This window comes from Shewanella hafniensis (assembly GCF_019655335.1).
Lineage (GTDB): Bacteria > Pseudomonadota > Gammaproteobacteria > Enterobacterales > Shewanellaceae > Shewanella > Shewanella hafniensis.
The window spans coordinates 1-23,458 of record NZ_BPFD01000025.1; the positions used below are offsets into that span (position 1 = coordinate 1).

17 protein-coding genes are annotated in these 23,458 nt (G+C 48.9%); 5 read left to right on the forward strand and 12 right to left on the reverse strand.

Translation table 11 applies throughout. The features are described 5' to 3' along the window. Nucleotides 1–223: 223 nt before the first annotated feature. The gene (locus K5Q99_RS09365; protein ID WP_246604442.1) at nt 224–628 is read left to right on the forward strand and encodes a hypothetical protein; all 405 of its coding nucleotides are present in this window, start codon (nt 224–226) and stop codon (nt 626–628) included. A 93-nt stretch (nt 629–721) separates the two neighbouring features. On the opposite strand, the gene K5Q99_RS09370 is transcribed toward K5Q99_RS09365, so the two are convergent. From K5Q99_RS09370 to K5Q99_RS09400, 7 genes are all read right to left on the reverse strand, one after another. Continuing rightward, nucleotides 722–1,966, reverse strand: coding sequence for a dicarboxylate/amino acid:cation symporter (locus tag K5Q99_RS09370; protein WP_220776711.1), 1,245 nt, complete (start codon nt 1,964–1,966; stop codon nt 722–724). A 402-nt stretch (nt 1,967–2,368) separates the two neighbouring features. Next, a complete protein-coding gene (locus tag K5Q99_RS09375) occupies nt 2,369–3,241 on the reverse strand; it encodes a DUF7281 domain-containing protein (protein WP_106651657.1) in 873 nt (290 codons plus the stop codon). After that, complete coding sequence (locus K5Q99_RS09380) at nt 3,229–4,449, reverse strand: phosphoenolpyruvate carboxylase (protein ID WP_220776712.1); 1,221 nt, start codon at nt 4,447–4,449, stop codon at nt 3,229–3,231. Before K5Q99_RS09380 ends, K5Q99_RS09375 begins: the two co-directional genes overlap by 13 nt. Before the next feature lie 48 nt (nt 4,450–4,497). Beyond that, complete coding sequence (locus K5Q99_RS09385) at nt 4,498–5,151, reverse strand: condensin complex protein MksE (protein WP_198555712.1); 654 nt, start codon at nt 5,149–5,151, stop codon at nt 4,498–4,500. 8 nt (nt 5,152–5,159) lie between these two features. Next, the gene (locus tag K5Q99_RS09390) at nt 5,160–8,834 is read right to left on the reverse strand and encodes an ATP-binding protein (RefSeq protein ID WP_220776713.1); all 3,675 of its coding nucleotides are present in this window, start codon (nt 8,832–8,834) and stop codon (nt 5,160–5,162) included. 371 nt (nt 8,835–9,205) lie between these two features. Beyond that, complete coding sequence (locus K5Q99_RS09395) at nt 9,206–9,826, reverse strand: response regulator transcription factor (protein ID WP_220776714.1); 621 nt, start codon at nt 9,824–9,826, stop codon at nt 9,206–9,208. After that, complete coding sequence (locus K5Q99_RS09400; RefSeq protein WP_220776715.1) at nt 9,826–11,844, reverse strand: sensor histidine kinase; 2,019 nt, start codon at nt 11,842–11,844, stop codon at nt 9,826–9,828. Before K5Q99_RS09400 ends, K5Q99_RS09395 begins: the two co-directional genes overlap by 1 nt. 281 nt (nt 11,845–12,125) lie before the next feature. Between K5Q99_RS09400 and dsrO the strand changes: the two genes are divergently transcribed. From dsrO to K5Q99_RS22720, 4 genes are all read left to right on the forward strand, one after another. Continuing rightward, a complete protein-coding gene (gene dsrO / locus K5Q99_RS09405; RefSeq protein WP_220776716.1) occupies nt 12,126–12,908 on the forward strand; it encodes a sulfate reduction electron transfer complex DsrMKJOP subunit DsrO in 783 nt (260 codons plus the stop codon). Further along, nucleotides 12,898–13,980 carry an NrfD/PsrC family molybdoenzyme membrane anchor subunit gene (gene nrfD / locus K5Q99_RS09410; protein ID WP_220776717.1) on the forward strand — a complete coding sequence of 361 codons (1,083 nt, stop codon included), beginning with the start codon at nt 12,898–12,900 and terminating at the stop codon, nt 13,978–13,980. Before dsrO ends, nrfD begins: the two co-directional genes overlap by 11 nt. A 35-nt stretch (nt 13,981–14,015) precedes the next feature. Further along, the gene (locus tag K5Q99_RS09415; RefSeq protein ID WP_220776718.1) at nt 14,016–17,123 is read left to right on the forward strand and encodes a tetrathionate reductase subunit A; all 3,108 of its coding nucleotides are present in this window, start codon (nt 14,016–14,018) and stop codon (nt 17,121–17,123) included. A gap of 336 nt (nt 17,124–17,459) precedes the next feature. Then, the gene (locus K5Q99_RS22720; RefSeq protein WP_106651665.1) at nt 17,460–18,764 is read left to right on the forward strand and encodes a methyl-accepting chemotaxis protein; all 1,305 of its coding nucleotides are present in this window, start codon (nt 17,460–17,462) and stop codon (nt 18,762–18,764) included. Between the two features lie 80 nt (nt 18,765–18,844). Here the strand turns inward: K5Q99_RS22720 and K5Q99_RS09425 are convergent, their stop codons facing one another. From K5Q99_RS09425 to mrcB, 5 genes are all read right to left on the reverse strand, one after another. After that, a complete protein-coding gene (locus K5Q99_RS09425; protein WP_106651666.1) occupies nt 18,845–19,546 on the reverse strand; it encodes a DUF3581 domain-containing protein in 702 nt (233 codons plus the stop codon). A 211-nt stretch (nt 19,547–19,757) separates the two neighbouring features. Then, nucleotides 19,758–19,988 carry a hypothetical protein gene (locus tag K5Q99_RS09430; protein ID WP_106651667.1) on the reverse strand — a complete coding sequence of 77 codons (231 nt, stop codon included), beginning with the start codon at nt 19,986–19,988 and terminating at the stop codon, nt 19,758–19,760. A gap of 158 nt (nt 19,989–20,146) precedes the next feature. Next, on the reverse strand, nt 20,147–20,542 hold the full coding sequence (locus tag K5Q99_RS09435; protein ID WP_106651668.1) for a DUF2391 family protein: 396 nt from the start codon (nt 20,540–20,542) through the stop codon (nt 20,147–20,149). Between the two features lie 90 nt (nt 20,543–20,632). Further along, nucleotides 20,633–20,911 carry a peptidylprolyl isomerase gene (locus tag K5Q99_RS09440; protein WP_006084190.1) on the reverse strand — a complete coding sequence of 93 codons (279 nt, stop codon included), beginning with the start codon at nt 20,909–20,911 and terminating at the stop codon, nt 20,633–20,635. 144 nt (nt 20,912–21,055) lie between these two features. After that, a complete protein-coding gene (gene mrcB, locus K5Q99_RS09445; protein WP_198555552.1) occupies nt 21,056–23,380 on the reverse strand; it encodes a penicillin-binding protein 1B in 2,325 nt (774 codons plus the stop codon). Nucleotides 23,381–23,458 lie beyond the last annotated feature (78 nt).

Consider the following 23,458-nt stretch of genomic DNA (forward strand, 5'->3'; position numbering starts at 1 on the left):
TCAATCAGTGCCTTAGAGGCCAGCATCAAGCTGTTTAATCGTTTTAGGTGAAGTTCTGGGCAGTATTGGTGTAAAGAATGTTGTAGGATATTGGCTTCGCGCATCTTGTTGTCCAAGTGTAGTTTTTGGCGAAACCATTTGATCATGCAACAAGATGCGCTTCCACCCTAATTTGATGATTTATTTGTAAATCATCAGGGGATTCTTCAGTGCCAAGGAAGATTTGGCCTCAACTCTAAACGCAGAAGGAATACCACTGAAGAGTCATAGCATCGATTTTATCGATAAAAATCTCAAATTAACCTTGGCCTGCTCCGTTGGCGATCTGCAACCTAGCATTAATGTCACTATGTCGGAGTCCTTTGCATTTAATGGTGATCCTAGCGTACTCATCATTACCAGTGGCGAACAGACTAAGCTGAAATTGCATGGTACTGGCTCACTGATGAATTTTAGTAGTGGGAGCGCTGCCAACCCAGATCTATGGGCAAGTTTAGGTGAACTGCAGGCTCAACAAATACACCTTGAAGCAGTATCTTTTCGCTCTAGCAAATACACTAGTGCAGACCTAGTTGCCGTAGGCTTTGCCGATGCAGTGGTCAGACTGAAACAAGATTGTGCCAAGTAGTCACCTCAATCAGCATTTAATCAAATCGTAAAAACAAATAGCCACTGATGACAGTGGCTTTTTGCATTTATGGTATATGACATTACGTCTAGATTAGCTCTTGGCTAGCTCGACCTGATGCACTTTTTCAGTTTGGTCTACTATGGTTAATACCGCAGCATCACCTACCACGTTACAAGAGGTCAGCACCATATCGATAATGCGATCTAAGGCCGCGACTATCGCGAAAGCTTCTATTGGTAAACCCATTTGATGGATTAACACGCCTATCATCACCATGCCGCCGCCAGGCACACCGCCAGCACCGACAGAAAGTAGGAAGATACTAAATAACAGCGAAGGCAATTGCTCAGAGGTGATAGGCATGCCAAAGGCGTTGGCGACAAAGAAGATGGCAATAGTGATATAAATCGCCACGCCGCCCATGTTCATTGTCGCACCGAGTGGCACCCCAAAGCCTGCTACCGCGCGATTCACACCTAACTTTTCGGTTAAGGTGCGCATAGTCACAGGGATAGTCGCATTCGAGCTTGCGGTCGACAGTGAAAATAGCACTTGCTCTTGGGTCTTCTCGCGGAAGGTTTTGGCCGAAATCGGAGTGAATATGCCCACCGCCACTGGGTAAACCACAAAAATCCACACTAGTAGCAGCGCGAGGATCAGCACCATGTACTCAACTACGCTCATAAACACGCCAGCATCTAAAGTCGCGCCGAGCTTGAACATCAAGGCAAACACACCGTAGGGCGCTAGGCTCATGACCACAGAAATCAGCTTCATCATGATTTTATTCGCGGTTTGAAAACCTTGCACAGCGCCAGCGACATGCTCACCGAGTGACTTAATCACGCCACCAAGCATTAAAGCCATAAAGATCACTTGCAACATATTGCCCGACATAAACGCCGCCACAGGGTTACGCGGGACTATGTCGACAACTAATGCCATCAAACTTGGCAGCTCAGTCGCAGTAATCGCCACGCCGTCTGTGCTGCTCATATCGACACCTTTACCAGGGTCGAGTAACAGCACGACTAATAATGCCGTCGCGATCGCCACAAAGGTATTGATGATATAGAAACCGAAGGTCTTACCACCTAAACGGCCAAAGCTTTTGAGATCTTGCAGCTCACAGACGCCACAAACAATACTCACGAACACTAATGGCACGACGAGCATCATGATCATATTGACGAACATAGTGCCAGCGCCGCCAGCAAGATCGACTAAATTACCCGAGAAAAAGCCGATATCGTTTAAGAAGTACTGCACTATTGTGCCGAAAATAAGACCCGCAAACAGACCTATAAAGATCCGCGTCGAAAGTGATTTCATCATGCTTGTGGTTTCCCCAGAAATGTAGTTTTTTTGTTATTCATCTTCCATGATGAGCACAATTGCCAATCCATTTTTGGCTTAGGCAGGGGATAGTGAAACATGCTAGCCGTTAATTCAATGAATAAATTTCATTTTTTCATCTTGAATTAAGCTAACTGCATCACGGAAAATTAGCATTCATTTGATTTTTAATGATAAAAAATAATTATGTTCAATCAATGAGCAGACTAAAGACTTATTTAAAACCGTATATTTAAACAGAATGAAAACCAATAAATCACAATGAAAACATATTAAAAACAATTAGAAAATCGACCTCAGTCTTAATGACTAAAATTCAAATTATAACGGAATTTAAAACTAGATAATTAGTGTAAAGCAGAGAGATAAAGTGCGTGATGACTAAATATATGGCACTAACACTAGTTCAAGCCCGTGAGCTAGCAGGTGTTGCTGTTTAATGCTAATACTGTGTTGAGTTAGCCAAAAAGCTAATTCTTGCCAACGCTTTAAATCGGCATGCTGAAGATATTTGGTCTGTTTCGCTTGCTTGTCGAAATCATAGGTTGAATTAATTTGCCCAATGGCCAACAACTCGGCAGCAGCCGTTAGCGCAAGTTGCGGCACAAGGTAATGGGTCACGCCCATTAAGGTATGGGCGATTTGCAGCCCTGCGGGATCTAAGTCGGTAAAAGCGATAACCGGCAATCTACCTGCCATAGCTTGTAAAAAGTGCCGCACGCCAATCGGGGAATGATGGCCGCTACCTCGGTAGATAACCATCACATGGGTTAAATCCTGTGGCAAACGCGCTTGATGGATAACGTCAAACACATCCAAGTTTTCAACCACTAAGATGGCGGCGACATTGAGTTCATGGCAATGCTTTTGCGCTTCATCCAAAGGAATACGTAGTGATGTGCGTGTTGAAATCCCAGTTGGCGACGATTCAAAACCTAGATACTTCATCAAAACGTATTCGGCTTCGGGACGGATCTTAGCGAGCTTTTCAGCGTGACTTTTGGCGGACATCGCCATGCGATCGACATTGAAATCCAGATCCCTGAGATCGAGCCCCATTAGCGCCAATACGCTTTGCCTTAGCAGATCAAAGTCTTTGGGCGCGAAGCACAAATGCTTTTCAGACTCGTCTAACTCGCCCACTTCTAACTCGCGGTAAATCGCGCGCCAGTTAGCCGTGAGCTTAACCTTGGGAGAACGCTTAATAAAAGCCTTCTCCAACAGTTGCAGTTGTTGCTGGCCTAGGCGAGCCATAACTCAACATCGCGAATGATAAAGTTACCGCTATAGATAGGATGTGGCTCACCTAATGGCTCAAGCTCAAAGTAGGCTTTATGTTCATCTGGCAGACCTTCGTAGCCACCAATCACTTGATAAATCCAGCTCTCGGCTTCCCAAGGCAAGGCCTTATCCACCAAATATTCCAGCGCCGATTGGCGCAAACCAGACTCAATTACATCGACAAAATAGGTATCCACCGCCTGCTTAAGTGGATTATCGGGCACATCGAAGTCTTCACTTTGGGTGAGTGACACTGACGCATCTCGCTCACGTACCGCTTCAATCACGGGATGACGACTGATAGCCTTGATATGCGCGACTATACCCATTAACTCCAACTCTTGGCTGGCGTTGTGCACGTCTACCGCAGCAGGTGCGAGCAAGACTTCGGCGCGATTGAAAAGACTCGGAATGTCCTTGTGGGACACATGGTCCGCAGGCCGATAATCCGGATGCAAATCAGTGTAGAGCAACCAGCCCTTGAGCAAACGGGTACGGCCACGGATTTGCCTAAAGCGACCTAAGAGTTCGAGTAAACGTCCCTGCACTACGCTCAGTTCCTGGGCGCAGTCGCTCATGGTTTCTTGTAAAGTCGTCACTAATAGTTTGCGCAGCTCACGGATATCGCCAGCGATTTCGCCTAGCTCACTAAACTGGAACATCTCTAAGCCATTAAGCAATTCAGACACTTGGCTTTGGGCTAATTCGTTTTCGCGGATCTTAGCGTTGATCGTACCCACATAACCGAACTCGTTGTTGATCCGGCCCCAGAGCACACGGATCGAATAACGCAGACTATCGGCGAAACTATAAACATGCTCGCTCAAATCCGATAAATAGGCCTCGGCGGCGCTGTAATCAGAGCTATGACGCGCCTCTTTGTAGTGGTCGGCCAAGGTTTTAATGGTCGCGAGAGCCGAACCGACGTTAGAGTCGATTTGGCGATTACGCTCGTCGCTTAAGCCTTCTTCGAGTAAGGCACGCACGGAGCGTTTAAGCCGCAACTCTTGATCTGGCTCTGGCCGCCACAAAATACCGGCCTGTTTAAGCTTTTCAACCACGCTTGGATCATGCGCATCTTCGTTAAGAGAACCCGCCAAATAGGCGTCCATAATAATGTCAGCATGGCGACCTAACTGCTTGAGCAGTTTCACACCCGCCTGATGTAAGTTACTGCTCATCATGGCCTCCTTGGTCGCAGCTTTTACCTAGGTTTAACAGTGCCAACATTAGATTAAGTCCCGCTGGGTCGCCGTTTCCGCCTGCGCTTCTAGGCTTAAACCTTCGGTTTCATCGATAAAACGAATGACTTCATACAGATAATCCAGCTTACCCGTGGCGATATAGATTTGCTTCTCCGCATTGGGGCGCACTAAATAGCCGAGTTCGACTAATCGTTTGAAGACTAATTTGATTTGCGCATCGCTGTTGGTACTGGTCGAGCCAAATAGACGATATTGGCTGAGTTTGGCTAACTGCTCACGGAACGCCGGCGTGTCTTCGATGCGACTTTGCAGCTCAGTTAAACGCACGGGCGCACCTTCGCTCAGCGGCGCATCTTGACCACTGGCTTCTTGCACTAATACCAGCCATTCCACCAGCGGGATAAGTGCCTGACAGATATCTTTAAACTGCGATGAAATCACTTTGCGTTCGCTATCGCCAAGCTGCAAATAACCACAGAAGAACACATCGCCTTCGGCGGCGGACGCCACGGTACGGTTGATTTGATTAAGATAGGCTTCGACCCGCTCGCGGGTGCTGTTATTTTTAAGGGCGCGCCAGCCTTCTTCATTGGTAGTGCGGCAAATAAACTCGCCCTTGAGTAACAGCTCAATTAACGCGCCAGTGCCAACTAATACGGTTTGGTTCGATTCGTTCATGGCGCTCATTAGATGGCCTCCTTGCTCAGGCGTTTACTCAACATATCAGCAATCGGGTTGACCTTAGGCTTCACCACCTGCAACTTCTTGGTTTGTTTGTTGATAATGTAACGGTTGGCGAACAAGTTCAGCACCTCGGACTCTGGGTTCGGGAAGGCGCCCAGCACACAAATGTTGTTGTTTTCGCAGGCATCGAAAATCTTCTTCACGTTGGTATGGTGCAAAGTGCCCAACTCATCGATTGGCCAGTGAATGGTCACGTCGGCGCGGCCACGTAGCAAACGCGTGAATGCCAACAGGAACTTACACAAAATCAGATACGCCATACCGTGGCTTGAGGATTCGTTAAGCTGTCTGTCGGTGCGGATGATCAAATCGCTGTTACCTTCTTTGAGGCGCAGCTCGATTTCCAGCAACTTAGAGATGCCTCCCGTTAACGCGGCGCGGCCGATAATGTCTAAGGCGCGGCGCATGCTGTTGGTGTAATCCTCATCGGGTAAACCATTAAAGCCATCGGCTTTCCAATGTTTAAAGGCTTTGACGAACTGTTCAAGCTCAGGCCAGAACTCTAACTCGCTGATGCGCGAACGAATACGTACCGCCGATTCAGACACGCCATCGAGGAATAACTCTTCACCCACTTCGCGGGTAATGCGTGCACTTTGGGAGGCGATGCGACGGTCAATATCGGCTAATACATCGTAGAAGGCGGTTAAGTCGACGCCAAAAATCCGTCCTTGCTCACGCAGCGCAGTAATCGATTGCGGCACTATCACGTTCAGCAATTGCTCAAGCTGTGGCACTAACTTGCGGTAATCCAGCAGACGAATGCCTTTGTCGTTGATAAAGCTCGATTCTTCGCGGGCACGCTCCCATGTTTCGGCAAGGCCAGAACCTGACTTGCTGGCGATCACTGAGTCGAAATGCTCCACATATTGCTTCACTGACCCCATCAGGTAATCGCGTTTTAGCAACAAATCTTCACCTTGGCGCAGACGCTCGCCTAGGCTGCCTTGGGCTTCTTCGTGATTATTCGGCAACTTAAGCTCGGCGAGTTTACGCATTACGGCACGTAACTTAGTTAAGTTTTCAGAGGCTTCAACCTGCGCCGCATCGGACGCTTTACGCTCGGTTTCGAGTTGTTGACGGCGAGCCTTAACATCCTGAGTTTTCGCCTTAAGCTGTTGATCGATTTCCGATACTGCGCGCTTCACATCGCTAAGCTGAGTTTGCAGTTTAGGTTTACGCACAAGCCAAGTGTGTTGATACCAATCGTCGAAACGCAGTACGTCGCTGCGACGCTGCTCGGCGCGGCTGATTTTGGTTTCTAACTCACGAATTTGTTGCTTGAGTTTGAGGATATTATCCTCATCCACACCGCGGGATTTAAGCTCGTTTTTGTACCAAGTCTCGCAGGCTTTCTGCTCGATTTTGGCGCTTTCGCGGCGGCCTTCAATGGTCGCCTTAATTTGCCCGAGTTGATTGTCGAGCGCGCCGATGACTTCCTGCCAATAGGCTTGTTTTTCCATGCGCGCTTCGAGCGCTTGCTCTTTTTGCTCTTCGAGCCAGAGTTCGTGCTGATGTTTAAGCTGTTTTAGCTCACCATCCAGCTGCGTCAGTCTTTGTCCCGCATGGGCTTTGCGCTCGCTCAATGCTTTATTGATTTTCTCTTGCTCGCTGCGCTTTTCATCAAATAGGCGACGCAGATCGTCACGGCTATTTTTGTACGCTGTGCGAGCAAAAGTCAGTTCACGGCTGAGATTGTCCAGCTCGCCATTAATCGCCACTAACTGAGATTCGGCCTCGGCCTGCAATTCCTCCGCGCTAGTGTGGGCTTCTTCGGCTTTGCTTAACCGAATCCGCAGCTCTTGTTCAGAGGCGGCATATTCAGGCACATCGATCGCTTTAAGATCTAAATGCACGCCAAAGAAAGCTTCGCTCGATTCATTCACTAAGCTTGGATGTAAATCGGTGCGATGCAGCAGTTCAGGCGCGATCACTTTCCCTAAACTTTGCTCCCAACCTTGGGCTTCCTTACGTAAGAATTCCAATAGGGTGTGGGATTGCGGGAACAGCATGTGGTGCAGTTCATCCAGCGCAGTTTGACGCTCGTTCACCCTTAAGGTGGCGATACGCAAGGCTTCGTTGGCTTGATCGCGTTTAGCTCTAAGCTTACGCTCATCGCTGCTTAAGCGTTCAACCTTGGCATTGCAGCTTTCTTGTTCTTCGTCGGCGCGGTGAATACGTTCGTCGAAAATCGCGAGACTCAGCTTTTCTTCTTCGGTGTAAGTCACTCCATCAACACGCAATTTAAGCTCGGCGGCAGTGAGTTTGAATTGGTATTCCTGCTCGCTAAAGCTAGCCTTGCCCGCATCCATTTGGTTGCGCCATTGCAGCTCTAGGGCATCAATATCGGTGCGCGCGACTTCACGTTGCTTATCGCGGGCTTCACGCTGCTTGTCTTGGTCGGCATGCAAACCTTCAAGCTCGCGGTTTAACTGCTCGCCAATCTTACTGCGACGGGCATTGTACGCCGCCTCAATGTCTTGGTGCTTCTCGGTTTGCAGCTTATGGCGTTCACTTAGGTTTTCAACATCGGTGCGCCAGTTTGGCAGCATCTCGAGATCGGCCTTAGCTTGCTCTATGTTGGCATCTAAAAAGGCGCTGTGCTGATCTTCAATGGCATCGAGTTCATACTCGCACTTGGCCACATCACCTTTGGCGGCAGATAAATCGAGGTTGAGCTCATCGCGCTGCTCTTTCCATTCGTCATCAAGCAATCTGAGCTTTAAATTCAGCTCTTTAGATAAGGTTTGCTGAATATCTTGGCGATCGGCTTCTAAGGTTTCATCGTTGCGATAACCACGGGACAAGCTCGATAAGCGCATCTCTGCACTGAGCAGTTGGTTAAATTCTTGCTCGAGTTTTTCAAACTCAGGACGAATAACTTCAAACCCTTGGATAAGTTGGCTTTCACGGATCCACGCTTCAACGCGCTGCGGGTTTAAGCGTGAGCTGGGCGGATTAACTCCGTCTTCTTCTAAAATAGCGGCGATCATGGATTTGACCGTCTCCATCTTGCCTTCTTTGGAGTGCACCGCTTTGGCGAGTTTTTCGATGTGGCGCAGGGAATGCTCGCCCTCACACAGGGCAAATTGGCGTGCATAACCGCGTAGTTCGCTGCGGTTGCTACCCGTGCTTAATAGGGTGCGATCGTTTTGAATAATGGCGCGATATTCACGGGTGTTGAGTAAGTTAGTGGTGGCGATACCAGCACGTTTTAAATCACGGCCTAATTCCGCCATGGTGTGGCACAGAATAGTGTCGCCATTTTGCGATTTAATATAATCGCTTAGCTCAAAACCTTTGGCGATAAAGCGATAGTTAACGCCCTTCCCATCGCCCGCAGAGGCCAACACGGCTTGATACAGTAAGCCATCGGCCTTTTGATATTCGTAAATGATGTAGCTTGAATCGTGTGGCAAATACCAACGCTCGAAACTGTCGCGGGTCGAAGGCACCACGCGGCTTGGGTATTCACCATAAAAAACAGGGACTAGACGTTGTAATGTCGTCTTACCCGAGGCGTTAGTACCACAAATGTTGGTATGGCCATTGAGGGCGAGTTCCACCACGCCCGGAAGGTGCGTATCAATCAGCACAATACGAATCAAGCTTGCCATTTCATTCCTTATGCAAACGGGAGCGTCTTATCTAAGCTGCAGAAGCCTTCTACAGGACAAAGCAAAACAATCCAAGAGGGCCACAGACCTTAACAAGCACGGTAAAAAAGTGCTGTTAAAATCATGGCCTAAAAATAGTGCCCCTAAAATAAGGCAATCGCGGTGTATTGGCAATTAAGCGGCGCTGCACTAATGCCATGGCTCACAATCTTTACGCCTCGAATTAGGCCCAGAACTAAGCTCTTCTTTACGCCCAGAACTAAGCTCATAACTAAGCTACTAGCAAAGCCAATACTAACCGCCAATGATACGACAACTTAGCCCAAATAGGCGGCTAACAAAGCGGCAATTAGCGCAGTAAAAGGTAAATTTTAGCGGTTATCTTCAAGGCGCAGGCGTTCGGCGATCCGGCTATAGATCAGCATCATTTCCGCCAGCGATCCCACTTGCATGCCTTTCATCAAATTGGCGCGGTGGATCTCAACCGTGCGCATGGCGATACAAAGACTATCGGCGATCTCTTGGTTCTTCAGACCTTGGGCAATCAGGTTGAGTATCTCCCGCTCCCTTGGCGTGAGCGCTTGATACGTCTCAAGATACTGATTGTCTTGATGATGCGCCTTGGTATGTTCCAACGCTTTGACAACCGCTTCGGCTAACCTAGCGCCATCGGCGGGCTTTTGAAAAAAATCCACCGCACCGAGTTTAAGCGCTTCAACCGCCATAGGCACATCGCCATGTCCGGTGAGATAAATCACCGCTAACGGACTATTTTTGGCGACTAATTCAAGATGCAACTGCGGGCCGCTCAAACCTGGCATACGCACATCGACCAGTGCACAACCCGGCAGAGTTAAGTCCACAGTAGTAAAAAAGGCTTCGGCGCTATCAAAGTCGGTGATCTTAAGGCCATAACTTTCGAGCATAAAACGCAAGGAACGACGCACTGAGTCATCGTCATCGATTAAATACACAGGTAAGGCAAGACTCATTAAAGTACTCCATTAGGTTCAGGTTTACGCGGTATAGCCACCTGCGCTTGGCAACCGCCACCCATAGCGCTTTCTAGGCTAAAGGTTCCGCCATGGCTCTCGGCAATATCGCGGCAAATCACTAAGCCTAAACCTAATCCCTCTGATTTAGTGGAATAAAAGGCTTGCATTAGCAGGCTGGTCTCTTCGGTTAACCCAGTGCCATTATCCGTGACTGTCAGCAAGAGTGTGCGTTCTTGATAGCGAAGATCGATATCGATCGTCGGAACATAGGGCTTATGCATTACGCTCTGTTCTGTGCCACTGGATTCAAGCTCTAACCGCTGAACGCAGGCGTCAAAGGCGTTTTTTAGCAAGTTAAGCAACAACTGCTGCATGCCAACTTCATCGAGGGACTGTAAATAGGGCTCACCGCTCACATTCACGGCAAGATTGATTTGATGTTGTTCAAACTCATAGGCAAGCAGTGGCACAGTATCATTGACCAACTCATGCAAATACAAAGGCTGTTTCGACACAGGTCGCTTCTTCAATAAATTACGTAAGCGACTGATAATATTGTCGGCCCGTGTGACTTCCTGCTGGATCAGCGCCAATACCGATTGCAGTTCCTCAGGGCTCGTCCCCCGCTGTAATCGCACTTCGGCGCCATGGCAATAATGGCCAATCGCCGCCAAAGGTTGATTGAGTTCGTGGGAGAGGCTCGCGCCAAGCTCACCCGCAATCGCGATACGCTGAGCATGTTCCAGTAGCGCGCGGTTTTCATTGAGCTGGCGCTGAGTGTTAATCAACTCCCGGCCGCGACGGCTAAAACGATACTCCAACCAGAAATGGTACGCATTGAGCAGCACCAAAATCCCCAAAACAAACCAAGCCCATTGTTGATGTAACTTGACCCACTGCCACGCCCTTTGCCACCAAGGTGTTTGTAAGGGATGCATGTCGAGATCTTTGAGCAGTTGATCGATCGCCAGCTGACTCACTGCCGTGGTCCAACCCGCAGAATCAGCAGACTTAGCGGCGAGGTGATCTTCGGGCAACGCCAGCAGCGCTTGGGTCACGCTTTTAGCCAGAGACTGGGAGGCGCGATTGGTCTTCGCCATGGACCAGTTGGGATAGAGGCGAGTCGAGACTTGGCAATGAAATCCCACCGGAGTTTGGTTATCCAGCACCCGATAATGGCCGATATTAATCAGCCCTTCCGTTTGCATCTGCTCAAGCTGACACACAGGCACCACAGCTGCATCCAGTCGATTGTCTTTCGCCGTATTATCACCACTTTTTTGATCGTCTAACTGATACAACAGATTATCTAGCGGGAACCCCAGCGGAATAATCTCACCCACAAAGCGAGGCAAATCTATGCCTTTTAGCTGCGCTTCGTAAACTAAGGTCAAGTAACCGCCGAAGGCATTTTTCGACACTATCCCGAGTCGACGTCCCTTGAGATCACTTAAGGTGTGATAGGGTGAATCGGCGCGCACCACCAGCGCCGAACCCACTTGCATCGCCGCACCATTATTTAACGGACTGCGCAGAGTCGCCAACCAAGTGAGGGAATATTGCCGCGCCAGCATCACGGACTGCCCAGGGTTGGTAATTACAAAATCAAGCCCTTGAGTTTCAACGCCCTTAGCGAGCTCATCGAGGGTGAGAGGATGTAACCTAAAGTAACTGTTGGGAATTTGGGTTTCGAGCCACCCCATCAAAGGTTGCCAGCGGTTGATGGTCGCCTTATAACCGCGGATGGCTAACACGCCAACATCGACCACTTGATAACTGGGCTCTTCGATAGCAACTTGAGCGACAACCTCAGAGTCAGTTAACCCCGAATGTACGCTTTGATTCAGTGGCTCCGCAGCAAACACCTTAACTGAAGCCAGCAAGCATAGGAATAACACTGCGTTCCTTGGCTTTTTTCTCGGTATTGCCACGGAATGTAGAGTGCTCAGAATCGATAACGGCCACTTGACCGATACAGCTAAGCGAAACACAGTTTTCATCATCCTCAATAACATGAAGTGCAATCCTTTATCCCCAGTCACTCACACTAAAATCAAGTCCAACTCAAGCTAAGAAAAGGCCAAACTCAAGTAATAAAAAATAAAACCCTAGCATTTTGAAGGCTATTCTAACGGATATTTGTTGCGCTAGATCAAGTCCACACCCGATATGTGGAAAACCACTATAGTTATGCCGCCTCGCCTTTTACAGAATGCCTGTAAACCTCGCCATAAACCTTAACGCTAGGTCTATGAGCCAGTTTATTCGCCATCTGCAAGTAGTGAAGGAAATCTGTATGGACAAGAGTAAACGTCAGTTTCTCGGCAAAATGGCCAGCGTCAGTGTTGGCGTCGCACTCATCCCTGTCGTGCAAGTGTATGCACAGGATGATAAGCGCAGCCCTCAAATGCACAGTGCCATCGAAGGCCAAGTGGGTAAACGTTACGGTATGGTAATTGACTTGCGCCGCTGTGTGGGCTGCCAAGCCTGTACTGTCGCTTGCACTATCGAGAATCAACCGCCCCTCGGGCAATTTCGCACCACAGTGCAGCAGTATGAAGTCTCACAGCAGGAAGATACCACGCCGCCTGCGTTTTTAATGCTGCCAAGACTTTGTAATCACTGCGAAAACCCGCCCTGCATCCCAGTTTGTCCTACGGGCGCGACCTTCCAGCGCAAGGACGGCATAGTGGTCGTCAACAATGAATGGTGTGTTGGCTGTGGCTATTGCGTACAAGCCTGCCCCTATGATGCGCGCTTTATCAACCACGACACCAATACCGCCGACAAATGTACCTTCTGCGCCCACAGGTTAGATGCAGGGTTACTGCCCGCCTGTGTCGAAACCTGCGTAGGAGAAGCCCGTGTGATTGGCGATCTGAATAATCCCAACAGCCAGATAAGCCAACTGCTTGCCGCCAACAAAACCGATATCAAGGTGCTCAAACCGACGGCCAACACTGCGCCACGGGTATTCTACATCGGCATGAGCAGCGCTTTTGAGCACAAGATTAGCGGCCAAGCCCCCGTTAGAACCTTACTTACCGATACTGGCGTGGAGATCCACCATGGTCATTAAAGAAATCTTTACCCCAGATATCGCCATTACTTGGCTACCTTGGGCAGTGCAATACTTTTTTATGATGGGGCTCGCCTACGCCAGCGTATGGGTAGCGACAATACACTTGTTTAGCCAACCCAAACCCGATGACAGATTGCTGAAGCTCTGCGCCTGTTTAATGTTAACCGCAGGCATAGTCGCCCCTATCGCCTTACTCGCCGATTTACACCAACCGCTGCGGGCTTGGCATTTTTATGCGCAAGTTCGCCCTGATTCTTGGATGTGGTATGGCGCCTTTTTACTGCCCGTATTCTCGGGCACCAGCGCAGTGTTTGCTTGGCTGCTATTGCGTCAATATCTGCCTAAGCACACCACGAATCAAGACTCAGATTGGGTGAATAAAATAGGCCAATTACTGAGATTCGGTGATTGGAACAGTGACAAATTCATCAAGCCGATCGCACTGCTCACGGCCCTGAGTGCCTGCAGTATCGCCCTCTACACTGGCATGGAAACCATGGCCATTAAGGCGCGGCCATTGTGGCATACCTATTGGCTGCCACCTTTGATGGCAATGAGTGCCCTGCTCGCCGCCTGCGGCACTTTGGTGGTACTGAATCGACTATTAAAGGGCTACCAACAGCGCACCCAAGACAGCCTATTACTCTGGGTAAGAGCCAGCTTTAGTCTATTCGCCCTATGCCTTATCGGCTGGGCGTTATTCGATAAGGGCTCGGCTCCTGAAGCCGCGTTATTGCTTGAAACCAGCCCAAGTTGGCAACTGGCTGCGATTTGGGTGCTAGTCACCCTCGCCGTGCTGGCACTGATGCTCGCCATTCGTCACTTACCCAATGTTGCAATGCTAATCGTCAGCCTCACGGCCATTCATCTCGCGTGGGGATTTCGCTGGATAGTGTTAATCCAAGCGCAAACCGATCCTAAATACGGCGCAGGGACTTACCTCTATCAACTGCCTTGGGGACCCGAAGGGCTATTAGGCATAGCCGGCACCTTCGGTCTTTGGCTGGCATTAATGGCGCTGGTCTCCGAACTTATTCGCCACACGCCTGCGGCAAAACTTGCTCGCTGAGCACCCAATTAGTTTACAGAATGAAGGAGTCCATCATGGATAAGAGTAAACGTCGTTTTATCAAAGGGGCCGCTGTCACGGGTGGTGTGGGATTGTTTGCCGCGGGTTATAGCCATACGTTAGCGCAAATGGGCAAAGGTGTCGTCAATGGCACGTCAGGGAAACCGACCCAAGATCCGCTGCATGGCAATTCCTTAGCGCCTGAATACAAAGTCGATTTACAGTCAGGTCAGCTGATCAGCAATGACGATCAGCGCGTCGCCAATACTATGTGCTTAGGTTGCTGGACCAAATGCGGCGTGCGCGCTCGTATCGATCAAAAAACCGATAAGATCATCCGCATCAGCGGTAATCCTTATCACCCGTTGTCATCGCGGGAACATATCGATTTCGATACGCCAATCAAAACCGCCTTTGTTGGGCTTAGCGCCTTTCAAGAACAAGGTCTACAGGGGCGTTCCACCGCCTGCGCTCGCGGTAATGCCATGCTAGAACAATTAGATAGCCCGCATCGTGTTACCCAATGTCTTAAGCGCGTGGGTAAGCGCGGCAGTGGCCAATGGCAGAGCATTAGCTTTGAGCAATTGCTGAATGAAGTCGTCGAAGGCGGTGATTTATTTGGTGAGGGGCAAGTCGAAGGCTTAAGAGCGATTCGTGATATCACCACACCGCTCGATACCAATAATCCAGAATACGGCCCTAAGGCCAACCAGTTACTGGTCTCGAACGCCTCCGATGAAGGCCGCGATGCCATTATCAAACGTTTTACCTTCAACAGCTTTGGCACGCGAAACTTTGCCAACCATGGTGCCTATTGCGGGTTTACCTACCGCGCTGGTGCAGGCGCTTTATTGGATGATTTGAAAAAATACGCCCACTTGAAGCCCGATTGGGACCATAGCGAATTTTTACTCTTTATCGGCACCTCGCCGCAGCAATCGGGCAATCCCTTTAAACGCCAAGCGAGACAACTGGCAAACGCGCGGGTGAATAACACCAATTTCAGTTATGTGGTGGTGTCGCCCATGTTGCCCAATACCTCGAATCAACCTTGCGCGGGTAACAATACTTGGCTGCCGATCCGCCCCGCCACCGACTCGGCCCTCGCCATGGGCATGTTGCGCTGGATTATCGATAACCAGCGCTATGCCGCCGATTTTTTGAGTGCGCCCAATGTCGATGCCGCAAAAGCATCAGGTTACCGTGGCTTCAGTAACGCAGGCTTTTTGATAATCAGCGAGCCCACCCATCCAAGATATGGCCAATATCTCTTTGCCAGCGATCTTGGCTTACCTTTCGACGGCAAAGCCTATGGCGAGCAGGACTCGCAGTTGGTTGTCGATGCCGCGAGTGGCGAGGTAGTTTTTGCTAGCCAAAGTCAAAAAGCCAAGCTCGACGTTAATCAAAGTGTCGACACACCTAAAGGCACGATTGCGGTTAAATCTAGCTTCCAACTGTTAAGTGAAGCGGCGCACAGCTTCGAGATGGCACACTATGCCAAGGAGTGCGATATCAGCGAAGCGCAGATTATTGCTCTCGCAGATAAGTTTACCAGCCATGGCACTAAGGCCGCGGTGATCTCCCACGGCGGCACAATGAGCGCCAATGGTTTCTATAGCGCGTGGGCGATCATGATGCTCAACGCTATGATAGGTAACATCAATTTGAAGGGCGGTGCATTAGCTTCCGGCGGTTCATTCCCAGCCTTTGGTAAAGGCCCAAGGTATAATCTGCAGGAGTTTGACGGCATGGTCGAACCTAAGGGCGTATTCCTATCGCGCTCTAAATTCCCCTACGAGAAAACCTCAGAGTATCGCCGTAAAGTCGAAGCGGGCGAATCGCCTTATCCCGCCAAGGAGCCTTGGTTTCCGATTTCATCGCCCTTGCTTGGCGAACATTTAACCGCGGCGGTGCACGGTTATCCCTATCGACTCAAAGCATGGATTAACCACATGGGCAATCCGATTTATGGTCAAGCGGGTTTAGGGGAAGCTATTGGTGAACAACTGAAAGATCCTAAGGTGCTGCCGCTGTTTATCAGCATCGACAGCTTTATTAACGAAACCTCGGCGCTATCGGATTACATAGTGCCCGACACCTTAACGTACGAGTCTTGGGGCTGGACCTCAGCATGGCAAGGCACACTAACCAAAGTTGCCACAGGTCGTTGGCCGATTGTCGAGCCAAGAGTCGCGAAAATGGCCAGTGGTGATGTGGTGTGCATGGAGTCTTTCTTGAGCCAAGTGGCGATGAAGTTGCAACTACCCGGCTTTGGCGAAAATGCCGTTAAGGCCGCCGATGGCAGCTTACATCCGTTAACGCGCGCAGCGGATTACTCACTCTACGGCGCCGCCAACGTGGCCTATTTGGGTAAAGCCGTCGCCGATATCAACGCCGAGGACATGTATCTTAGCGGTGTAAGCCGCATTCAAAGTGAGCTCAATACCAGACTCACGCCTGATGAAGTCAAAAAAGTCAGTTACTTATTTGCCCGCGGCGGCCGTTTTGAAGAAATGCGCGGCGCGCGCGATGACGCGGGGAATCCGAGTAAAGTCTGGCCTAAACCTATGATGCTGTGGAATCCCGACGTCGGCAGTCGTCGCAACAGTCTCACAGGAGAATTTATGAGTGGTTGTCCGCGCTTATATCAACCCGCCTTGGCCGATGGTACGCCGCTCGATAAGGCGTTTGATAAGTCACAGTGGCCATTGCTGATCAGCAGCTACAAATCCCATACCATGAGTTCTATGAGTATTGGCTCGGATCGTTTGCGCCAAGTGCACCCTAATAATCCGGTGCGACTGAACGAGAAAACCGCCACTCGCCTTGGCATCAGCACGGGCGACACGGTAAAAATCAGCACGCCCAACGGCAGCGTGATTGCCTTGGTGGAATGTGTTGCCGGAGTGCACCCAGACTGCATCGCTATCGAACACGGTTATGGTCATAAGGAACTCGGCGCGCGTGACACTGTGATTGACGAGATTAAAATCGTCGCCAATCCGCTGATCCGAGTAGGGATCAACATGAACGACTTAAATCTGTTCGATCCGAGTCGCAACGGCCGCTATCCGCTGGTAGACTGGGCAAGTGGCGCCTCGGCAAGACAAGGCCTACCCGCTAAGATTGAAAAACTAAGCTAACCGCCGCGCATAGATAATATTTAGAAAGCTGCCATTGGCAGCTTTTTTAATAGCGTGAATTCAAGCTAACTGACCCAAGTAGCATGCTAAAATTTAGCTATCCGTTCTGCCGCTACGTCTGGTCGGGCTAAAACCAAAGCCTAGTCGAGCTAAAACCAAAGAAAAGTGATCTTCTTTTGCTCAATTTAGGTATATAGATCCCGATCACGTGTTTCATAGAAATAAACCACACATTAAAATCACAGCTATATTTATCTGTGTATCCAGCTCGTTATATCGAGCTTTCAATAAAGACCAGCGGTTTTTGAGTCAGTTAAGCTCATCAGGAGTATCTCAGTGTTCAATTCTTCATTACGTAAAAGCCTAGAAGTGAGCGAAAACAAGCGCCAAGAAGCGGAGTCGGTCATCGACGCCATTAAGCAAAGTATTGCCACGGTAGAATTTACGCCGGAAGGAAAAGTACTCGATGCGAATGCCTTGTTTTTAAAAGTAGTCGGTTATTCACTTACTGAAGTTGTTGGTCAACACCATAAGCTGTTTTGCTCAGCGACCTATGCTAATTCTCCTACATACCAACAATTTTGGAGTAATTTAAAAGCCGGTCATCCACAGGAGGGACATTTCGCGCGAGTGAATAAAAATGGCCAAGAAATCTGGCTAAGAGCGACTTACTTTCCTGTAAAACAGGCGGGCAAAGTCGTGAAGATAATGAAAACGGCTTCTGAAATTACCCAATATAAGCAACAGCTTGACGATCAAGCCGCCATCTTTGATGCCCTAAATCGCTCCCAAGCCATAATCGAATTCACCCCTGATGGCACTATCCTGAAGGCAAATGCCAACTTTTTAAAAACAATGGGATACAGCAAAGAACAGATCCTAGGTAAGCATCATAGAATTTTCTGTTTCGATGAATTTTATCGACAAAATCCTCACTTTTGGGACGAGCTTAAGCAAGGTCGCTATAGCAAAGGGCTATTTGAGCGCAAAAATGCCTATGGCGACTCAATTTGGCTGGAGGCGGCTTACAATCCCATTATGGATGAGCATGGAAAGGTCGTTAAAGTCATTAAGTTCGCCAGTGATATCAGCAAGCGGATCGAGCAAAGCCACGCTGTGCGTGAAGCCGCAAATATTGCGCTCACCACATCGCAACGCACCGTTGAGCAAGCGGAACAAGGCGTTAAGTTGCTTAATGCGACCGTCAATACCTCCAATGCTATTGCTGAGCAAACCCATAAAACGACTCAGGCGATTACTCAACTGAATGAGCAATCCCAAAGTATTCAAGCCATAGTCGCGACGATTAGCTCGATTGCCGATCAAACCAATTTGCTGGCATTAAATGCCGCGATTGAGGCCGCACGTGCGGGTGAACAAGGCCGAGGTTTTGCGGTTGTCGCCGATGAAGTGAGGCAGCTCGCTTCCAGAACCAGTAAATCAACCAGTGAAATTGCCGCCGTAGTCACTAAAAATACCCAGCTCACCACAAGTGCAACGGACATGATGAACGAAGTTGAAGGTATCGCACAGGAAGGGAAACAACAGTTAGCCGAGGTAACTTTGGTGATGGGAGAAATACGCAACGGAGCAGAAAACGTCTCACAAATCGTCTCTCAACTTTCAATCAACGGTCATTAATCCCCTCGCATTTCATCGCGCTATCAAGGATTGCATGGCGCTTTATCTACCGATAAAACGCCATGTGATTGTTCCGTCAATCAATAATCAGTTTTACTACCTTCATAGGTGGCGCACATTTGCTGCGCCAGCGCCTCGTCATAAGGACGTAATCCACTCATGACTAAGGTTTTGATACCTGTGCCGACTAAAGTATCGCCACTGTGTAATTCAAAGTGCAGTGTCACATCGCCACGTTTACCATCGATTTTTAAATCTTGGTCAACGAGTGATAAGGTCACTTGCACAAAATCGAGGGTGGTTAAGTCAAACGACATGCTTTCGTAAATCACTAAAGGTCGGTCTGGGTTGATCATCACTTGATGTTGTTTCATCAAAGGGATCAGGATATCGATAAAATTATGTCCAGAGAAGGCAACATATTGACGAATAAAGGATTCGGTCTGCGCATCGCAACAACTTACATCGCCTTGGCGACTCACATTAAGATAGGTTTTTTCGCGGCTATCGCGAATCGAAAAACTCTCGCTCACTTGTTCTGGGAATTGCAGTTCGACGCTATCGCCCACCATACCCGCAAAGCTAAATTTCATGCTCTGACTCAGACCATATTGAGTCAATACTATGGCAAACAGTAAATCTCCCGGCACGCAAAAGCGCTTTGCGCCCACATTGTGTATGGGATTAAAGTCCTGCGCAATTTTCTTCGCGAAGTCGCTGGCTTGTTGTGCGGATACGGAAATGGCTTGATTTTGCTCGGAAAAATAAGGCGCTAGAAACATATAAACTCTATTTGTAATAACTCAATACAGGGATGGATAACAAAATTATCACGAGTCTACCTTAAATTAGGTATTTAACTCACCCGATGACTTGATCCCACGGAAGATGTACAAAGTAACACCATGACCACATTTGTAAAGCCAAACACATTACAAGGGTATTAACTTAGGTTAACAGGCTAGCGCCTTCCATTGGACAAGGAACAAATAGTTAGACTTGTTTAAATTCTCGCTTCAATTGAAAACTATCGTCAGTAACCAGTTGTTCTAGCACTTCGACGCGTTGACGCAGTGTGGCTAACTCGGCCCGCATAGCTTGATTTTCAGCCTCTTGCGCTCGGCTAGACACCCCTTGCTTGTCGCGAATTTTCATAATCGCCACCACATATCCGCCAACAATGGCGAGGATCGGGATAAGTAAAGCGAGGGCTCCGGTATTCATAGTCATTTCCTTTATCGATTGGCGCTATTGTTATCAGGCTAAAAAATCAGGCTTATTTCGACTCTAGATATAGCTCAAAGTCAGAATATGGCAATGAGTATGCGCAAAATAACGCTTATCCACCAGTGACAAAAGTCATGAGGTTTAGCTAAGGCGCATCATTCCTTATCGAAGCTATCCACAACAATAGCGCCCATGGAGGCAGGCATAGTGATGACGATAATCCGTTTGATCGAGGTTAGCGGGTCTTCAAAAAATGGCACTTTATCGAGACACAGCAAGACGAGGAAAACCACCAGCGCGGTGAGCAAATACGCCACCATGATGCGGAAAATAAACACAGGGACTCGGGCACGAATATTCTGTTGGAACACGCTGTGGTAAGTAAAAACCCCTAGAAATAACAAAGATAAACTAAAGAGCATGGCGATATTGAGCACAGGCAAGGTTTCGCCGAGGTGCCAGGCTTCCTCTGAAAACGCCACGGGCACCGCCAGCGCAAATGCCCCCACGCAAACTTGGCTCGCATCTTCGGTATTAAAACTAAAGGTCATGCCCATCGCTCCTTAATATTCCAATCCATTTAATTCGCCGAAAATGACGTGCGGCGATAAGACGCTACATTGGGGCTTATTGCTGCGGTATTAAGTGCGATACAGCACTTTAACCACATGCCAGCCAAACTTAGTTTTAACTATGTGCGGCACTAATAACTCGCCCGAGAAAGCGACTTTATCAAACTGTGGCACCATTTGGCCTTTTTTAAACTCGCCCAAATCACCGCCTTTTTTGGCCGAAGGGCAAGAGGAAAAACGCTTGGCAAGTACCGCAAAATTAGCGCCATTATTCAGCTGCTTAACAATATCCTCAGCCTGCTCTTTGTGTTTCACTAAAATATGCACGGCGGCAGCGGTTTTAAACATGTTATTTCTCACTTTGGGTTAACGACCTAGGCTAAGGGAAGATGGCGTCACGCGTGTATGCTCGATAACGCCACGTCCATTTACATAGGTTCTACTACTTAAAATTTTATATTCCACACACAACGTCTTTGGCCAATTCTCGAGCTATTGGCCGAGAATTTTCTGCCACCATTGCAAAGGCTCGCCGCAATTATTCACCGGACGATAAGTCGCGGTTAATGCCGGAAGCGCATCAACATTGCTGCAATCCGATTCCTTGGCCACACCAGTATCTCGGTCAAAAAAGCCCTTTACTACGCCATTCACTGGGATAGAGCGCAGACTAATAGGTGGACGTTCCTTTAAGAAGGCAAGATACACTGCCATGGCGCCACTGCTGCCATACAAGCTAGTCTTGCCGTTATCATCACGCCCCACCCAAATGGCGGCGACGTTACGCTCATCGAAGCCCGCAAACCAAGAGTCGCGACTGTCGTTACTTGTGCCTGTTTTACCCGCCAATCCCACTCCGGGGAAGGCATTGCCTAAGCGCGTAGCTGTGCCTGTATTCACCACTTGCTGCATAGCGTACTGGATCAAAAAGTCAGTATCGGGTGAAATAGCCTGCTCTTTAGGCAATCGTGTCACAGGTAATGGATTTTTATCTGCATCTAACACAGCCGTCACTGTGGTTAATTTACGATAAACCCCACTATCGGCTAAGGTTTGATACACCTGCGCCACCATTAATGGCGAACCATTGACGGCACCGAGTAACATAGAAGGATACTCGTTTAACGGTTCCTGCCAACCCGACTTAGCTAAGGTTGTCGCAACCGCATCCACGCCCACCGCAATCCCAAGATTCACAGTCGGGACGTTCATCGACTTTTTCAGCGCCGTTAACAAAGGCACTTGACCGCTGAACTTCTTATCGAAATTTTGCGGTGACCATGTCTTACCTTGTTCATTTTTTAAGGTAATAGGCTGATCTTTAAGGGGAGTAGCTAAAGTAAATTGGCTATTAGGTGCCAATGCCGTGGCGTACACAAAAGGCTTAATTAACGAGCCAATCGGGCGACGAATTTCAACTGCGCGGTTAAAGCCGTCAAATCCTGGGGTTTTATCACCGACCATAGCCGCGATACCACCCGTATATTTGTCGGTCACTACCATGCCCACCTGTAATGACTTATTACTCTTATCTAAACTCTTAAGGGTTTGAGTGACCGCTTTTTCTGCCGCTTCTTGGGCCATAGGATCGAGCGTGGTATAAATTTTTACCCCAGATTGCTTCAGTAACGCATCACCATAACGCTCGTTCACCTCCTGTTTTACTAGGGCGAAGAAAGAAGGCAATTTTTGATGTGCGGGTTTATTCAGATTACGAATTGCCAGAGGTGACTCTACCGCCGCCTTGTACTCGGCCGTGGTTAAATCGCCGGCATCCATGAGTAAACGCAGTACCAGATCGCGACGCTCTTGAATACGCTCCGGATATCGCCATGGATTGTAGTAAGACGGTCCCTTAATCGTCGCCACTAAAAATGCCTGCTGAGCGATAGTCAACTCACTGATAGGACGGCCGAAATAGAAACGTGAAGCCAAACCCATACCATGAACGGCGCGGGATTTATCCTGCCCCATATACACTTCGTTAAGATAGGCTTCGAGGATTTCGTCCTTGCTGTAACGAAAATCGATAATCACTGCCATCAAGGCTTCGCGCACTTTACGCAGCAAAGAACGCTCACTCGATAGGAAAAAGTTTTTCGCTAACTGCTGGGTTAACGTCGAGCCGCCTTGCACTGTGCGACCGGCGCTGATGTTCACAAAAGCCGCGCGAGCAATCGCGAAAGGATTTACCCCATGGTGTTCGTAAAAGCTACGGTCTTCCACCAGCAGTAACGCCTGCACAATCGACTTAGGCATTTCTTCGGTCGGCACAAACAATCTGTCTTCGCCGTCGCCAGTAATAATGCGATCGAGCAACACAGGCTCAAGATGGAATACGGCAAGCTGGCGTTTGTCCGACACTCGGGTGACTGAACTAACGCCATTGCTGTCGAAGCTTATCATGACTCTTTGTTCTACTTGATCGCCTTCAGGATGCAGGAACGGTCGACGCCACAATTCGATACGAGTGCTTGATGCCGAAAACTCACCCACTTGGCGTGGATTCGCGACCTTGCGATAGCCGAGCAACTTAAGTTCAGCCATCATTTGCGGATGGCTGACCGCCGCGCCGGGATACAGCGCCATAGAACGGCTGAACACCTGCGCGGGCAAGTGCCATTTTTGACCTTCAAATTTTTGCGCAATAATTTGATCGAGATAAATACTGTAGAAAGTCACTACCGCTAATCCGGCTAAGGCTAATTTCCAAGTGATTGACCAAACTCGTCGAAAGAAACCGCGGCCATTGTTGGCCCTACGGGAAGCGGGTGTTTTTTTTGTCGTCTTAGTCGTCATATCTACTTCATCATTCATGCATTTAAAGACATCAGCCACGATAGCAAGCGTGGTGCGAATCAGGGCGTGTTTTCACCCGATAAAAAAACCAGTGTC

Coding starts and splice junctions, on each gene's coding strand:
- K5Q99_RS09430 (WP_106651667.1), bottom strand. CDS start 19,988: ATGAATACCGGAGCCCTCGCTTTACTTATCCCGATCCTCGCCATTGTT.
- K5Q99_RS09435 (WP_106651668.1), bottom strand. CDS start 20,542: ATGACCTTTAGTTTTAATACCGAAGATGCGAGCCAAGTTTGCGTGGGG.
- K5Q99_RS09395 (WP_220776714.1), bottom strand. CDS start 9,826: ATGAGTCTTGCCTTACCTGTGTATTTAATCGATGACGATGACTCAGTG.
- K5Q99_RS09400 (WP_220776715.1), bottom strand. CDS start 11,844: ATGTTATTGAGGATGATGAAAACTGTGTTTCGCTTAGCTGTATCGGTC.
- K5Q99_RS09415 (WP_220776718.1), top strand. CDS start 14,016: ATGGATAAGAGTAAACGTCGTTTTATCAAAGGGGCCGCTGTCACGGGT.
- K5Q99_RS09370 (WP_220776711.1), bottom strand. CDS start 1,966: ATGATGAAATCACTTTCGACGCGGATCTTTATAGGTCTGTTTGCGGGT.
- dsrO (WP_220776716.1), top strand. CDS start 12,126: ATGGACAAGAGTAAACGTCAGTTTCTCGGCAAAATGGCCAGCGTCAGT.
- K5Q99_RS09390 (WP_220776713.1), bottom strand. CDS start 8,834: ATGGCAAGCTTGATTCGTATTGTGCTGATTGATACGCACCTTCCGGGC.
- K5Q99_RS09385 (WP_198555712.1), bottom strand. CDS start 5,151: ATGAACGAATCGAACCAAACCGTATTAGTTGGCACTGGCGCGTTAATT.
- K5Q99_RS09440 (WP_006084190.1), bottom strand. CDS start 20,911: ATGTTTAAAACCGCTGCCGCCGTGCATATTTTAGTGAAACACAAAGAG.
- K5Q99_RS09425 (WP_106651666.1), bottom strand. CDS start 19,546: ATGTTTCTAGCGCCTTATTTTTCCGAGCAAAATCAAGCCATTTCCGTA.
- K5Q99_RS09375 (WP_106651657.1), bottom strand. CDS start 3,241: ATGGCTCGCCTAGGCCAGCAACAACTGCAACTGTTGGAGAAGGCTTTT.
- mrcB (WP_198555552.1), bottom strand. CDS start 23,380: ATGAATGATGAAGTAGATATGACGACTAAGACGACAAAAAAAACACCC.
- K5Q99_RS09380 (WP_220776712.1), bottom strand. CDS start 4,449: ATGAGCAGTAACTTACATCAGGCGGGTGTGAAACTGCTCAAGCAGTTA.
- nrfD (WP_220776717.1), top strand. CDS start 12,898: ATGGTCATTAAAGAAATCTTTACCCCAGATATCGCCATTACTTGGCTA.